Genomic DNA, 15046 nt, shown 5'->3' with positions numbered 1-15046 from the left:
TGCGATCAGCCCGCCCTGCGGCGGGAGGCTCAGGATCGTTCGTCGAAATCCATGGCGCGCGCGACGGCGATCAAAGGTTGGTCTTCGCCGCCGCCCTGGCGGTGCTCGACCACCACAATATCGCCGGGTTGAAAACTCCACGCCTCATCGACCGGGACGGGCTCGTCGGCGAGACGGTAGGTGGTTTCGCCCAGACGTTCCGCCTTCACCGGGCGCCAGACGTCGGTTCCTTCGTCCAGCAGGCGGACGTGAACTGTACTGCTTTCAGTAGATGAAGCCATCACCGCCGACATGGATCACGTCTCCCGAGACGTCGTCGATCACTACGGATCGGCCCGTTACCGGATGAATATAGCGTGTCGCAGGGGTTCCTGTCTCGCTATTGAAGGCCGGGCGATAATCTGGCGTGCGAGCCGGGCCGGTGATTTCACCATGCCCGGCGGCTCCTCACGACCGATAGTCCCCGTTGATCTCGATGTAGCCCTTGGTCAGATCGCAGGTCCAGACGGTGGCCGAGGCGCGGCCGGAGCCGACATCGACGGTGATGTCGATCTCGGGCTTCTTCATATAGGCGGTCATCTTCGCCTCGTCGTAGGTCGGGGACGGGGCGCCGTCTATGGCGGCTTCATGCGGGCCGAACCAGATGGCGAGACGGTCGCGATCGACCGGCTCCTCGGTCTTGCCGACGGCCATGACGACCCGGCCCCAGTTGGCGTCCTGACCGGCGATGGCGGTTTTCACCAGGGGGCTGTCGGCGATCGACTTGGCCAGTTTGCGGGCCGAGGCGGGGCTGGCGGCGCCGTTGACGGTGACGCGCACGAACTTCGTCGCCCCCTCGCCGTCGCGGACCAGCTGATGGGCCAGATCCAGCATGACCCTGTCCAGGGCCGCCGAGAACCCCTTCAGCCGTCGGTCGCCGACCCGACCGATGCGCGGGGCGGTCGAGGCGCCCGTGGCGAACAACAGGCAGGTGTCATTGGTCGAGGTGTCGCCATCGACGGTCACCGAGTTGAAGGTCGACCGGACGTGGACGCCGAGCAGGGCGCGCAGCACGCTGGGGTGGATGGAGGCGTCGGTGACGATGAAGGCCAGCATGGTGGCCATGTCCGGGGCGATCATCCCCGACCCCTTGGCGATGCCGGCGATGCGAACCCTCTCGCCGTCGATCTCGCATTCGGCATACGAGCCCTTGGGGAAGGTGTCGGTGGTCATGATGCCGCGCCCGGCGGCGGCCCACTGTTCGGTCGGGGGAATGTCGGCGTCCAGCGAGGCCTCGATGGCGGACAGCTGGCCGGCGATCTTGCGGTCGTCCAGCACCACGCCGATCACCCCCGTAGAGGCCAGCATGACGTCACGCTGGCGGCAGCCGAAACGTTTGGCGACCTCGGACGCCGTGCGGCGGGCCGCGTCGGCCCCGGCCTTGCCGGTGAAGGCATTGGCGCAGCCGGCATTGACGACCAGGGCCCGCACGTCCTTGCCGCCGTCCCCGGCGTCAAGGTGACGGCGGCACCAGTCCACGGGGGCCGAGCCGATCTTGTGCCGGGTCAGGACCCCGGCGCAGGTCGTGCCGCGGGCGAAGCGGAACACCACAAGATCATCGCGCTCGTGCTTGTAGAAGCCGGCCCGGGCCGTGGCGATCTCCACCCCGCCGATGGGTGGAATGGTCGGGAAGGGCACGGCCAGGGGGGAAATCTTGAGCCCCGGCTTGCCGGGCGTGGCGGGAGGCGGGGCGGGGCGGGGCGCCGCGACCGGCGCGGTCGCCGCCTGGATCGAGCCCTTGATGACGGCGGCGGTCTTTTCGAAGGCGCGCTCGATCGACTGTCCGGCCGAGGGGCGGGCCGCGGGTTTGCCGGAGGGGCTGTCGGGCGTCTTGCTCATGATGTCGGACCTGGAGAGGTTTGACCGGGCGCCGCCCGTGTTCCGGTCTGCGCAGGGGTCTGTGCCGGGGCCGGAGACGGGGCCGGGGACGGGGCCGAAGTCGTCGGGACCGGGGCGACGGGCGCCGCCGAGGCGGGCTCCTGCGGACGGGCGACGCCCTCTTCCGACAGGAGGACGTCGACCCTGGCCTTGCCGCGGAGTTGCTCCAGCAGCTGGCGCACGCCTTCATAGGTCAGGTAGCGCACGATCTGGGGGCGGGCCTGATCCAGGGTCGGCGGGCTTTCCTTGCGCCGATCCTCGACCCGCAGCACGGCCCAGCCGCCCTCCGTCTGGAACGGGCCGACGGTCGATCCCGCCGCCGCGCCCCGCAGGGCGTTGGCGTAGGTCTCGGGCATGACGTCCAGGGTCGAATAGCCGAGGTCGCCGCCCGAGAAACGGGTGGCCTCGTCGACCGAGCGTTCCGTAGCCACGGCGCTGAAGCCAGCGCCCTGGGCCAGGATGCCGATGACCGCATCGGCCTCGGGACGGGTGCGCGACAGGATCAGCCGGACGCGGATCTCCTCTGACGTGCGGGCGAGGCGCAGCTGCTCCTGATAGAGGGTCTGCACCGCCTGGTCATTGATGCGGCCATTGACCTCGTTCTCGACCAGCATGTCGCCGAGAATCCGCTCCTTGGTCGCCTGCAGCCGGCGCTGGGCCAGGGGCGAATTGTCCAGTCCACGCCGCTCGGCCTCGCGCGCCAGCAGCTTCTGGTCGATCACCTCGTCCAGCACCCGGCGAAACAGATCCGAGGTGACGTCCAGCGGCTCGCCCTCGCCGACCAGGCCCTGGGCGACCGCCTCGCGTTTGACGTCGGAGGCCCAGACCGTCTGGTTCTGGACCCGGGCTACGGCCGTGTCTCCGGGCTCGGGCGGCCGGTCGCTGGTCCGGTCCCCGCCACAGGCGGCCGCCAGGCTCACGACGGCGCAGATCAGGATCAGGCGCGCGAGGCGGGGCGTTCTGGACGTCCGGACAGGGATCAATTGCAGCCTCCGCGCGTCCCACGGGAAAAACCCCTCGCGTTGACAGGGATAGGGTCGGTGCTTAAGTCCCGCCTGCGCTCAAGTCGAGGGGTTTTCACCCGTCTGCGCGGCCCCTGCGCGCGCCCGAGCGGCGCGCCGGTCCGCTCGACGGCGAAACCCCTTTGCAGCGCGTGAAACGCCGCCCTCCGGTCCAGACGCCGGACCCCACGCCCAGAGCCCTCCCGCTCGACCGCCTTCGGATTGTTTGATGCTCGGCTTCGCCAAGAAATTTTTCGGCTCTTCCAACGACCGCAAGGTCAAGGAGTTCATGAGCCGCGTCCAGAAGATCAACGCCCTGGAGGACAGGTTCGCCGCCTTCTCCGACGACGAACTGCGGATGATGACCCAGACGTTCCGCGACCGTCTTGAAGCGGGCGCGACCCTGGACAAGGTGCTGGACGAGGCCTTCGCCGTGGTGCGCGAGGCGTCCAAGCGGACCCTGGGCCAGCGCCAGTACGACGTCCAGCTGGCCGGCGGCATGATCCTGCACGAAGGCGGCATCGCCGAGATGCGCACCGGCGAGGGCAAGACCCTGGTCGCCGTGGCCCCCGTCTATCTGAACGCGCTTGAGGGCAAGGGCGTCCACGTCATCACCGTCAACGACTACCTGGCCCGACGCGACGCCGACCAGATGGGCAAGGTCTATCGCTTCCTCGGCATGGAGGTCGGGGTCATCGTCAACGGCCTGTCCTCGGGCCAGCGCCAGATGTCCTACAATGCCGACATCACCTATGGCACCAACAACGAGTTCGGCTTCGACTACCTGCGCGACAACCTGGTCTATGACCGGTCCGAGATGGTGCAGCGGCCGCACAACTTCGCCATCGTCGATGAGGTCGACTCGATCCTGATTGACGAGGCGCGCACGCCCCTGATCATCTCGGGTCCGACCGAGGACCGGTCGGACCTGTACAAGATCGTCGACGGCCTGGTGAAGACCCTGATCCAGGACCCCTCGACGTTCGACCTCGACGAGAAGCAGAAACAGGCCCTGCTGACCGAGGAAGGCTCCGAGAAGATCGAGGAGATGATGGAGTCCGGCGGCTATTTCGCCGAGGACACGACCGGCCTGTACGACGCCGCCAACATCAGCCTGGTGCACCACATCAACCAGGCCCTGCGCGCCAACACCCTGTACCAGCGCGACAAGGACTACATCATCAAGGCCGGCGAGATCGTCCTGATCGATGAGTTCACCGGCCGGATGATGACCGGACGCCGCCTGTCCGAAGGCCTCCACCAGGCCATCGAGGCCAAGGAGGACGTCAAGATCATGCCCGAGAACCAGACCCTGGCCTCGGTGACGATCCAGAACTATTTCCGCCTCTACGAGAAACTCTCGGGGATGACCGGGACGGCCGCGACCGAGGCCCAGGAGTTCATGGACATCTACAAGATGGACGTGCTCGAGGTGCCGACCAACCGCCCCGTCGTCCGCATCGACCATGACGACGAGGTGTTCCGCACCGAGGCCGAGAAGAATCAGGCGATCGCCCGCCAGATCGCCGAATGCCACGTCAAGGGCCAGCCGATCCTGGTCGGGACGGTCTCGATCGAGAAGTCCGAGACCCTGTCGACCCTGCTCGACACCTATGAGTACAGGACCGAGGTCTCGCGGACCCTGAAGCCGGAGTTCGTCGGCAAGGACAAGGAGGCGGCCAAGGTCGGCGACGCGGCGTATGACATCGTCTGGAAGACCGAGTTCAAGGGCATCCCCCACTCCGTCCTGAACGCCCGCCAGCATGAGCAGGAGGCCTATATCGTGGCCGACGCCGGCCTGCCCGGCACGGTGACCATCGCCACCAACATGGCCGGGCGCGGCACCGACATCCAGCTGGGCGGCAACCTCGACATGCGGCTGCAGCGCTGGCAGCTGGAAGAGCGCAATATGGCGCGCGAGGTCACCCCCGAGGCCCTCGCGGCCAAGACCGCCGAGTTCAAGGCCGAGATCGAGGTCAAGCGCCAGCAGGCCCTGGCCGCCGGCGGCCTGTTCGTCCTGGGCACCGAACGCCACGAAAGCCGCCGGATCGACAACCAGCTGCGCGGCCGCACCGGCCGTCAGGGCGACCCCGGCGTCTCGAAATTCTTCCTGTCCTGCCAGGACGACCTGCTGCGTATCTTCGCCGGCGACCGGCTGGACGCCATCATGCGCAACTTCGGCGTGGCCGAGGGCGAGGCCATCTCCCACCCCTGGCTGAACCGCGCCGTCGAGACCGCCCAGAAGCGCGTCGAGAGCCGCAACTACGACATCCGCAAGAACCTTCTGAAGTACGACGACGTCGTCAACGACCAGCGCAAGGCGGTGTTTGAACAGCGCCAGGAGTTCATGGACTCCTCGGACCTGTCCGAACTGGTGGGCGAGTTCCGTCAGGACGTGGTTTCGGATCTGGTCGAGCGATATATGCCGCCCAAGGCCTATGCCGAACAGTGGGACATCGACAGCCTCGACGAAAAGGTGAAGTCGATCCTCGGCCTGGAGCTGCCGCTGCACGACTGGGCCGCCGAGGAGGGCGTGTCCAACGAGGAGGTCGAGGAGCGCATCCAGGCCGCCGCCGAGGCCCGCGCCGTGGAACGCATCACCCTGATCGGCGAGAGCCAGATGCGCGGCATCGAACGCCAGTTCATGATGCAGCAGATCGACATGAACTGGCGCGAACACCTGGTTCACCTCGACCACCTGCGCGGCGTCATCGGCCTGCGCGGCTATGGCCAGCGCGATCCGCTGAACGAATACAAGACCGAGGCCTTCTCCCTGTTCGAGAACCTGCTTCACGAACTGCGCCAGAACGTCACCCGCTGGCTGATGACGGTCGAGTTCCGCTTCGAGGCGCCGCCCGAGTTCGACATGCCCGAGTTCCAGGAAATCCATCTGAACCCCGGCACCGGCGAAAACGAGATGCTGAACACGTCCGCCCAGAACCCGGAAGGCCAGTTCCAGGGCGACGACCGGTCGCGCCTGCCTGTCGAGCTTCTGCCCGAAGGCTGGCAGCGCACCTCGCGCAACGCCGACTGCCCCTGCGGCTCGGGCCGCAAGTTCAAACACTGCCACGGCAGCCTGGTCTAGGCCTGACTTGCACGGCGCACAGGTTTGGTCGATCCTCAGGCTGATCGGAGCTCGCGATGGGTCGCTACGAACGGATTTCAGCCGAGGTGACGGACGAGATGGCCGCCGTCATGCGCGAAGCCGTAGCGACGGGTCGCTATGCCTCGGCTGATGAAGTGATACGCGACGCCATGACGGGCTGGATGGTGTCGGGCAGGGCCCCGCAACTTCGCGATGACCAGCTGAAACAGATGCTCGAGGCCGGTCGCGACAGCGGTCCGGGGACACCGGCCGAGGACGTGTTTGATCGGCTGATCGGCCGGTGCATGGCCCAGGCCGAGGCGGCGGAAGATCCGGCTTGAAAGTGGTCTTCTCTCGCGAGAGCGAGACGGATCTCGACGAGATCGCCGCTGAAATCGGGAAGGACGGCCCGCGCACCGCCGCGAACTATCTGCTCAGCCTGAAAAGCGCCTGTCTGACGCTTTCGGAGCACCCATTCCGGTTTCCGGTCGTGGCGCACCTTGGCGATGACTATCGTCGGTTCGTCCACCGACCCTATGCGGTCTTCTATTTGATCACGGACGACCATGTACGCATCATCCGGATCGTGCACGGTGCCCGACTGGCCTCATTTGATCAGTTTCTCTGAGTAGCATGTCTCATAAGCCCCTCTTCTCGCGCGCCCTTTCGCTGGCCCCCGGCCGGCTGCATTTCGCGGCGCACAGCCATCACCTGTGGCCCGATGTGTCGCACGAGGCGCAGATGCGCGCCTGGGATGACGCGATGCGTCATGCCGACCGCAAATGGGATCTGATCTTCGGCGAGGTCATTCCCGAGGCCCAGGCCCATGTGGCCGCCGAACTGGGGCTCCCCTCGCCGGACAGCGTCGTCTTCGCGCCCAACACCCATGACCTGCTGCTGCGCCTCGTCTCCGGCGTGGCCCGCAAACCGGTCCGCATCCTGTCCACCGATGGCGAATTCCACTCCTTCCGCCGTCAGGCCGAGCGGTGGGAAGAGGCCGGCGAGGCGGTTGTCGAACGCATCCCGCTCAGCCCGTTCGAGTCCTTCGACGAGCGGTTCATGGCGGCGGCCCGGGCGGGGACCTTCGACCTGATCCTGATCAGCCAGGTCTTTTTCCGCACCGGCGGGGTGTTCGACCGGCTGGAGGACCTGGCGGCCCTGGCCGATCCGGCGGGCCCCTGGGTGGTGATCGACGGCTATCACGGCTTCATGGCCGTACCGACCAACCTGTCCGCTGTCGCCGGCAGGGTCTTTTATCTGGCGGGCGGCTACAAATACGCCATGTCGGGCGAGGGCGGCTGTTTCCTCCATGCCCCGCCGGGCTTCTGTCCGCGGCCGGTCGTCACCGGCTGGTTCGCCGAGTTCGGAGACCTGGAAGGCCCGCCGGGCGGGGTCGGCTATCGCACCGACGGCGGCCGCTTCTGGGGCGCCACCTTCGACGCCTCGGCCCTGTACCGTTTCAACGCCGTGCGGCGGAGGCTGGACGAGGCGGGGCTGGCCACGGCCGACATCTCGGACCATGCGGGAGGCCTAAAGGCGCGATTTGCCGACGCCCTGGCCAGCGCAGCCTGCGGACCGGTCAGTACGGCCGAAACGCTGAATCCGCTGACGGCTCCGGGCCCCCATGCGCGGTTCCTCGCCCTGCGCCACCCGAACGCCGCCCGCTGGCGCGCCGCCCTGCTGGAGCGCCACGTGGTCACCGACGTCCGCGACGACGTGATCCGTTTCGGCTTCGGCCTGTATCAGGACGAGGCGGACGTGGATGGCCTGATCGCCGCCTGTCGCGATCTGGACTGAACCTCAATAGAAGCGGGTGTCTTCTTCCTGCGGCGGCCTGGGCGTCGACGGGCGGGGCGTCGACGGGCGGGGGGCAGGCCGGGCCGGCGCGATGCGCGGCGCCGGGCGCTCCAGTCGGGTCGAAGGCGCGGGGGCGCCGGAGAGGGGGGCACCTGAGGGGGACGATCCCGGGGGCGGCGCCTCCGCAGCCCCTGTGGACGGCGGTATGGCCGGAAGGTTCGGATAGGGCAGGCTCTGGTCAGGCGCAGGCAGGGCCGGAGCCGGGACTGCGGCGTCTTCCAGCGGATCCGGCCCGGCCAGCCCTCCGACCCCGCTGTCCGGACCAATGGCGTCGGGCGCGCCGAGGTCATCGCGAATGAAAGCCCAGGACCGGCGGTCCGAACAGGCGCAGGCCTTCAGGAACCCTTCCCGGTCGCGCCAGATAACCAGCGGCCAGTCCGGACGCACCCCCGCCTGACGCAGCAACTCGCCCAGCCTTTCGGTGAACTGCCGACTGGCCTCGACCACGGCGCTGCGGGCCAGATTGCCGTCGGCAGCGGCCAGACCCTCGGCCGTCCAGCTTTTCTCCGGTGTCGCAATCCAGCGCTGATACAGGCTCCAGTCACGGTTCAGCCACAGCTCGGCGATGGCGGCCCGCTCGGCTGCCGTCGACTGCGCCGCACCCTCGCGGTCCGGCCGGGCGAACATCAGAACCCGGACGTCGCCCCCCCCGGCCTGAAGTTTGGCGGCCTCTTCCTGCAGATAGGCCAGGGTCGGGGCGCTGGCGCGATAGCCGACGATATAGACCGGCTGGTCGCCTCCCCCGGCCGATACCCATGAGGCCTGATCGAGCAGCCGCTGGATCTCCGCCTGGTTGCGATGGATCGTCACCGGCTGAAAGCGGGCGTAGAAATGGTTGTAGGCCCAGACCCCGGCCACGGCCAGGACGAGGCCGATCGCGGCGGCGAGGCCGGACCAGATCAGAAAACGACGCATGCGGGGGATGGCTCCACCTTCGACAAGGCTTCAACATAGACCGCAACCGGTCGTTCCGTCGCCCCCGGACTCCGGACGCGCGAGCGCGTCGTGCAGTGATGTCGCCGGGGTCCGGGGTACGGATTGCGGGATCGGACCTTTGGAGGAGCGTCCGGCCACCCCATATGGCCGGGATGACACGGCTCTCCATTCTTGACCTCGCCCCGGTGCCCGAAGGCTCGGATGTCTCACAGGCTCTGGCCAACACGATCGACCTGGCCCGTCACGCGGAACGGCTGGGCTACCATCGCTACTGGCTGGCCGAACATCACAACATGGCCGGCATCGCCTCGGCTGCGACCTCGGTCGTGATCGGCGCTGTCGCCGCAGCGACGAACACAATCCGCGTCGGCGCCGGGGGCGTCATGCTGCCCAACCACGCCCCGCTGGTGATCGCCGAACAGTTCGGCACCCTCAACGCCCTGTATCCCGGCCGTATCGATCTGGGGCTGGGACGGGCCCCGGGATCGGACATGGCGACCGCGCGGGCCCTGCGTCGTACGCTTCAGGGCGACGTCGACGAATTCCCCAATGATGTGGTGGAGCTGATGCAGTGGTTCGCCCCGGCGACCGATGGCCAGAGAATTCGCGCCAATCCGGGCGAGGGTCAGGATGTGCCGATCTGGATCCTCGGCTCCTCGACCTACGGGGCCCGGCTGGCCGCGCACCTGGGTCTGCCCTATGCCTTCGCCAGCCATTTCGCCCCGGCCGATCTGGATCGGGCGCTGGAGGTCTATCGCTCGACCTTCCGTCCGTCCGAACGACTGGCGGCGCCCCGGGTGATGCTGGGCTGCAATGTCTTCGCCGCCGCGACGGATGATGAGGCGGCGCTTCTGTTCAGTTCCCTGCAGCAGGCCTTCGTCAATCTGCGCTCGGGACGCCCGGGCAAGTTGCCGCCGCCGGTGGAGCACTATGAGGCCGGTCTGGATGCAGGCGCGCGCGGCATGATCGGGCAGGCCCTGTCTTGCTCGGCCGTCGGTTCGGCGGAGACGGTCAAGGCCCGGATCGACGCCCTGGTGGCTGACACCGGCGCGGACGAACTGATGGTCACCAGCCAGATCTGGGATCATGCGGCCCGGGCGCGATCGCTGGAGATCCTCGCCGGCGCGATGGGGCTGACGCCGGCCTGAACCAAAGCCGTCGTTTTCGGTCCGACCTAGCCGACAAGCGCCTGGAGGCCGAGGCGTCGCTCGACCTCGGCGAAATGGTCGGGCCAGGTGGGGGCCTGGTAGGGCGGGGCGACCGGAGGCTTCAGGGTCGCCCGCTCCAGCGCCGCCAGCCAGCCCAGCCCATCCAGTGGATCGATCAGCTCGGCGCCCGGCACCAGTTCCCGGTGCGCGGGGATGTCCGAGGCGATCAGCGGCACGCCCAGGGCGCAGGCTTCCACCGCCGGAAGGTCGAATCCCTCGACCAGCGAGGGCGCCAATACGGCCCGGGCGTTCGACATCAACTCCGCCAGGGCCTCATCGCCCAGCCCCGTCACCTGATGCACCACGCCGCGAAGATTGGGCGAGCGCTCCAGATGATCCAGAACCGCTTCATTTTCCCAGCCATAGCGGCCGACCAGAACCAGCTGCGGCGTCTTCTCGCCCATCTGCTCCTGAAGCCGCCGCCACACGGTCAGCAGGAAGGCCAGGTTCTTGCGGGCCTCGATCGTGCCGACGTGAACGAAATAGGGGCGCTGGGTGCCGGGGCCCGGCGCGCCGGTGAATCCCGGCTCCAGCCCCAGATGAAGGATGTCCACCGGCGGTGACGAAAGACCCTCGTTGCGGGCGAAGCGCGCCAGTTCGAAGGCGGTGTATTCCGAGTTCACAAGGATGCGCGCGGCGTATTTCAGGGCGGTCATAACCCGGACGCGATGCTTGTCGCCGTCGCCGGGGCGGCAGAACTCCGGGTGGGTGATCGGGATCAGATCATGCAGCAGCACCACGCTGGGCACCCCGCCTCGCGCCAGACAGGACAGGATGTCCGGCGTGTTCAGACTGGTATGTCCGACATTGAAATAGGCCCGTCCGGGGGGCACGGCGGACAGGGGGCGCGACCGGACAAACTGGCGCAGCACGCGAAGCCGGCGACCGCGTTTGCGATCCGGCTCCGCAGGATCCGGCGGCGGGCTCATGATCGATCGCGCCAGCGGCTGGTCGGCGCTCAGAGCCCTGAACAGCTGCGCCTCGGCTTCATCCGTCCGGCCAAGAGCCGGCCCGTTCCAGCGTTTTCGCAGATGGCGGACGTTCTTTTCGAACCAGTCGGGATCGACCACCACCAGCCGGTCATGGCGGCTGCGGACGGGGATCATCCGGACATCGGACCGCTGCAACAACCATTCGGCATAGGCCAGACACACCCGGTCCACGCCGGTTGGGGCACTGCGCTCGCTGCGGCTGATCAGGCGACTGGCGTCGAACAGGATGTCGGTCGTCATACGGTTACGCTCCAGTCCGAAATCTGTATCACGCGATATAACCGGCCTGCATCAGTTCTGCGACATGGACGATGGCGACGGGTTTCTGGTCCTCCACAACGAAGACGGTGGCGATCTTGTTTGCGGTCAGCAGGTCGACGACATCGCTCATCCTCTGGTCCGGGCCGGCGGTGATCGGCGTCCGGCTCATGATGTCGGCCGCCGAGATCGTGGCGATGTCGCGCGAGAAAGCCCGCCGCACGTCACCGTCAGTGATCATTCCCGCCATGTTGCCGTCCCTGTCCAGCACAGCGACGGCGCCCTTGCGCCCTTCAGTGATGGCCGAAACGATTTCGGCGAAGGCCGCGTCTTCCGTCACGCTGGCCGGCGGGGAATAGACGTCCCCCATCCATTCGCGGACGCTCTGAAGGCTCATGCCCAGCGAACCGCCCGGGTGATGCAGGCCGAAGTCCCGGGCCGTAAAGGCGCGACGGTCCATCAGCACCATGGCCAGGGCGTCGCCGAGCGCCAGGGTCATCAGGGTCGAGGTTGTGGGCGCCAGGCCATTGGGGCAGGCCTCGGCCACATGGGGCATGACCAGGGACACCTCCGACATGCGCGCCAGAAGGCTGTTGGCCTTCTGGGTCATGCCGATCACCGGAATGCCGTTGCGCTGGCAGAAGATCAGCGGATCGCGCAGCTCCCGGCTTTCGCCCGAGGCGGAGATGGCCAGCAGGGTCGTGTCATGGCGCAACATGCCCAGATCGCCATGGCTCATCTCGGCGGGATGGACAAAGAAGGCGTTGGTCCCGGTCGAGGCGAGGGTGGCGGCGATCTTCCCGCCAATGTGGCCGGATTTGCCCATGCCGGTGACGACCACATAGCCGGGGCGCGACAGGATAACGTCACACGCGCGGGCCACCGAGGCGTCTATGGTCCGCTCCAGCGCCTGCAAGGCCTCGATGTTCAGCTGGATCACCGATCTCGCCCGGTCCGTCATGGTCGCGACCTGATCGGGGCTAGAGGGCTGAATATCTGGAAACATGGTCGGTCCTGGACGGCCGGTCCCTTCCGAAGGCGGGTCCGGTCCTGAGTGGGTTCAGGAATTGCCCCATTCCCGTGCGCGATACAATGCCGGGCGCCGCCGCAAGCCTCGCGAAGATTCACCGCCAACCTTTGCCGTGTTCGCGCGTTTGGAACCAGGGGCGTCCAAAACAGCCGTGGAGTCGATATGCCGGCCAGTGTCGGAACCAGAGTGATCGATGTGAATCCGTTCAGCCGTCTGGCGGCGCCGGATGTCCCGCGCGGACGGGTGGCGCTGTTTCTCGACATCGACGGCGTCCTGGCTCCTCTCGCCCCGACGCCCGACGCCGTGACGGCCGATCCGCGCCGGACCGCTGCAATCGCCCGGCTGGTGAAGGCGCTCGGCGGCCGTGTCGCCATTGTCAGCGGCCGGACGCTGGATGAGATCGACCGCATCACCGGCGATGCCTGCCCGGCCGCAGCCGGTGTGCATGGACTGGTGCGCCGACGGGCCAATGGAGAGCAACAGTCGTTCGCGCCGTCGCCAGGCGTGGCTGCGGCGGCGGAAGAGTTGACCGTCTTCGCGGCCGCCCGCCCGGGCCTGCTGGTCGAGAAGAAGGGGGTGGCGGTCGGCGTCCACTACCGGCAGTCGCCGCAGTATGAGGCCGAGATCCTGGCCCTCGCCGACAATCTGGCCCTGCGGCACGGGTTATCGGTCCAGCCGGGGGTTCTTGTGGTCGAGTTGAAGACCCCGGGCGCCGACAAGGGCGCCGCCGTGACCGCCTTCATGGCCGAGGCGCCGTTCGCGGGGGCCCTGCCGGTCATGCTGGGCGATGACCTGACCGACGAGCATGGCTTCATCGCCGCCGAGGCCCTGGGGGGCTATGGCGTTCTGGTCGGGTCGCCCCGCGCCACCGCCGCCCGGTTCGGCCTGCCTGACCCCGACGCCGTTCTGGACTGGCTGGACCAGGTCTCCGCCGCCTTCGAACCCGGGACATCCCGATCATGACGCCTGCCCTCGCGCCCTCCGTCGACCTGGCCCCCATCGGCAACTGCTCGATCAGCGCCCTGATCGATCGCCACGGCCGCCACGTCTGGGCCTGCGCCCCCCGCGTCGACGGCGACCCGGTCTTTTCGGCCCTGATGGACGGGGAGACGCCCGCTCACGGCTTCTGGTCCATAGAGCTGGAGGGCATGATCCAGGCCGACCAGGCCTATGTCCGGAACACGCCCGTCCTTCGCACCGTGCTGACGGCTGCGGACGGCGCCTCGATCGAGATCATCGATTTCGCTCCGCGTCACCTGAAGCACTCGCGAACCTACCGGCCGCTCGCCTTCGGCCGGATCATCCGGCCGCTGAACGGCTCGCCGCGCATCACGGTGCGGCTGCGTCCGGCCGCCGACTGGGGCGCGCGTCGGGCCGAGGCCACATCGGGCTCGAACCATATCCGCTATCTGTGCAGCGACGTCGTCCTGCGTCTGACCACCGACTGCCCGGTGTCCCATGTGCTGAGCGAGCGGACGTTCCGGCTGGAGCATGCCCTGACCTTCTTCCTCGGGCCGGACGAGGGCTATGACCAGGAGGTCGGGCCGGGCGTCCAGGCGACGCTGGACCGGACCATCGCCTACTGGAAGAACTGGGTCCGCACCCTCTACATCCCGCTCGACTATCAGGAGGCGGTGATCCGCTCGGCGATTACCCTCAAGCTCTGCGCCCACGAAGAGACCGGCGCGATCGTTGCGGCCATGACCACCTCGGTGCCCGAGTTTCCTGAAAGCGGCCGTAACTGGGACTATCGCTACTGCTGGATCCGCGACGCCTACTATACGGTCCGCGCCCTGAACCGGCTGGGCGCTGTGGACATGCTGGAGAACTATCTCGTCTATCTCCGGAATCTGGTGGACGATGCAAAGGGCGGCCACGTCCAGCCCGTCTATGGCGTGGGACTGGAGCCCGGCATCGGCGAGCGGATAGTGGACACCGTCGAAGGCTATCGCGGCATGAAGCCCGTGCGCGTCGGCAATCAGGCCCACGAGCATCTGCAACACGACGTCTACGGCCAGATCGTCCTGCCCCTGGTCCAGAGCTTCTACGACACCCGGCTGATCCGTCCCGGGACGGTCGACGACTTCCATGCTCTGGAAGCCGTCGGTGAACGCGCCTTCGCCATGCACGACCAGACCGACGCGGGACTGTGGGAGTTCCGCACGATCGCCCGGGTCCACACCTATTCCTCGGTCATGTGCTGGGCCGCCTGCGACCGACTGGCCAAGGCCGCCGACCATCTGGGCCTCGGCGAGCGCGCAACCCTGTGGCGGGATCGCAGCGATATCATCCGTGAACGGATCGAACGCGAAACCTATCTGCCGGAAGAGGGCCGGTTCGCCGCCAGTTTCGGCGGGCGGGAACTGGACGCCTCCCTCCTGCAGCTCGTCGACCTGGGCTTCCTCGACGCCCGAGACCCGCGTCAGGTCGCCACCTTTGACGCCATCGAGCGCGACCTGAAAAAGGGACCCTTCCTCTTCCGCTATGTCGAGCCCGATGATTTCGGCGAGCCAGAAACGGCATTCAACTTCTGCACCTTCTGGTTCATCGAGGCCCTGTGCCAGAACGGCCGTACAGAAGAGGCGCGGACGATTTTCGAGGAAATGCTGTCGCACCGGACCCATGCGGGCCTGCTCAGTGAGGATCTGGCGCTGGAGACCAATGAACTGTGGGGCAACTATCCCCAGACCTACTCCCTGGTCGGCATCATCAACTGCGCCATCCTGCTCAGCCGCTCCTGGACGGACGTGCGTTAAGGCGCG

13 protein-coding genes are annotated in these 15046 nt (G+C 67.5%); 7 read left to right on the top strand and 6 right to left on the bottom strand.

All coding sequences use genetic code 11. From position 1 onward, the window contains the following. Nucleotides 1-29: 29 nt before the first annotated feature. The 3 genes from ACW17W_RS01660 to ACW17W_RS01650 all read right to left on the bottom strand — a co-directional run bounded on the left by ACW17W_RS01660 (nucleotide 30) and on the right by ACW17W_RS01650 (nucleotide 2897). Nucleotides 30-293, bottom strand: a complete 264-nt coding sequence (locus ACW17W_RS01660) for a hypothetical protein (protein ID WP_492078731.1) — start codon at nucleotides 291-293, stop codon at nucleotides 30-32. 154 nt (nucleotides 294-447) lie between these two features. Then, complete coding sequence (gene argJ, locus ACW17W_RS01655; protein ID WP_492078729.1) at nucleotides 448-1878, bottom strand: bifunctional glutamate N-acetyltransferase/amino-acid acetyltransferase ArgJ; 1431 nt, start codon at nucleotides 1876-1878, stop codon at nucleotides 448-450. Further along, nucleotides 1875-2897 carry a peptidylprolyl isomerase gene (locus ACW17W_RS01650; RefSeq protein WP_492080357.1) on the bottom strand — a complete coding sequence of 341 codons (1023 nt, stop codon included), beginning with the start codon at nucleotides 2895-2897 and terminating at the stop codon, nucleotides 1875-1877. The genes argJ and ACW17W_RS01650 overlap by 4 nt, the downstream gene beginning before the upstream one ends. 250 nt (nucleotides 2898-3147) lie before the next feature. Between ACW17W_RS01650 and secA the strand changes: the two genes are divergently transcribed. Genes secA through ACW17W_RS01630 form a run of 4 tightly spaced genes read left to right on the top strand, consistent with a single transcriptional unit; the run spans nucleotide 3148 to nucleotide 7800 of the window. Continuing rightward, nucleotides 3148-6003: a preprotein translocase subunit SecA gene (secA, locus tag ACW17W_RS01645; RefSeq protein ID WP_492078727.1), complete on the top strand. Its 2856-nt coding sequence runs from the start codon at nucleotides 3148-3150 to the stop codon at nucleotides 6001-6003. Nucleotides 6004-6059: 56 nt separating this feature from the next. Continuing rightward, the gene (locus ACW17W_RS01640) at nucleotides 6060-6344 is read left to right on the top strand and encodes a ribbon-helix-helix domain-containing protein (protein WP_492078725.1); all 285 of its coding nucleotides are present in this window, start codon (nucleotides 6060-6062) and stop codon (nucleotides 6342-6344) included. A gap of 2 nt (nucleotides 6345-6346) precedes the next feature. Beyond that, nucleotides 6347-6631, top strand: a complete 285-nt coding sequence (locus tag ACW17W_RS01635; RefSeq protein ID WP_492080356.1) for a type II toxin-antitoxin system RelE/ParE family toxin — start codon at nucleotides 6347-6349, stop codon at nucleotides 6629-6631. A gap of 5 nt (nucleotides 6632-6636) precedes the next feature. Further along, nucleotides 6637-7800 carry an aminotransferase class V-fold PLP-dependent enzyme gene (locus ACW17W_RS01630; protein ID WP_492078723.1) on the top strand — a complete coding sequence of 388 codons (1164 nt, stop codon included), beginning with the start codon at nucleotides 6637-6639 and terminating at the stop codon, nucleotides 7798-7800. A gap of 3 nt (nucleotides 7801-7803) precedes the next feature. Here the strand turns inward: ACW17W_RS01630 and ACW17W_RS01625 are convergent, their stop codons facing one another. Then, nucleotides 7804-8775 carry a hypothetical protein gene (locus ACW17W_RS01625; RefSeq protein WP_492078721.1) on the bottom strand — a complete coding sequence of 324 codons (972 nt, stop codon included), beginning with the start codon at nucleotides 8773-8775 and terminating at the stop codon, nucleotides 7804-7806. 173 nt (nucleotides 8776-8948) lie between these two features. Between ACW17W_RS01625 and ACW17W_RS01620 the strand changes: the two genes are divergently transcribed. Then, complete coding sequence (locus ACW17W_RS01620) at nucleotides 8949-9944, top strand: LLM class flavin-dependent oxidoreductase (RefSeq protein WP_492080355.1); 996 nt, start codon at nucleotides 8949-8951, stop codon at nucleotides 9942-9944. 26 nt (nucleotides 9945-9970) lie between these two features. On the opposite strand, the gene ACW17W_RS01615 is transcribed toward ACW17W_RS01620, so the two are convergent. Both ACW17W_RS01615 and ACW17W_RS01610 read right to left on the bottom strand, forming a co-directional pair. Then, the gene (locus ACW17W_RS01615) at nucleotides 9971-11236 is read right to left on the bottom strand and encodes a glycosyltransferase family 4 protein (RefSeq protein ID WP_492078720.1); all 1266 of its coding nucleotides are present in this window, start codon (nucleotides 11234-11236) and stop codon (nucleotides 9971-9973) included. A gap of 28 nt (nucleotides 11237-11264) precedes the next feature. Beyond that, entirely contained in the window at nucleotides 11265-12260 is a 996-nt protein-coding gene (locus ACW17W_RS01610; protein WP_492078718.1) for a KpsF/GutQ family sugar-phosphate isomerase, read from the bottom strand. A gap of 210 nt (nucleotides 12261-12470) precedes the next feature. Here ACW17W_RS01610 and otsB point away from each other — a divergent pair, with 210 nt between their 5' ends. Together otsB and ACW17W_RS01600 are read left to right on the top strand one after the other, a co-directional pair. Next, on the top strand, nucleotides 12471-13247 hold the full coding sequence (gene otsB / locus ACW17W_RS01605) for a trehalose-phosphatase (RefSeq protein ID WP_492078716.1): 777 nt from the start codon (nucleotides 12471-12473) through the stop codon (nucleotides 13245-13247). Beyond that, a complete protein-coding gene (locus ACW17W_RS01600) occupies nucleotides 13244-15040 on the top strand; it encodes a glycoside hydrolase family 15 protein (protein WP_492078714.1) in 1797 nt (598 codons plus the stop codon). The genes otsB and ACW17W_RS01600 overlap by 4 nt, the downstream gene beginning before the upstream one ends. The last annotated feature ends 6 nt before the right edge of the window (nucleotides 15041-15046 follow it).

The sequence above is a fragment of the Brevundimonas sp. FV1ye29L genome (assembly GCF_058681095.1).
The sequence above is the reverse complement of the archived record's forward strand: the minus strand, read 5'-3'. Positions and strand labels throughout refer to the sequence as shown.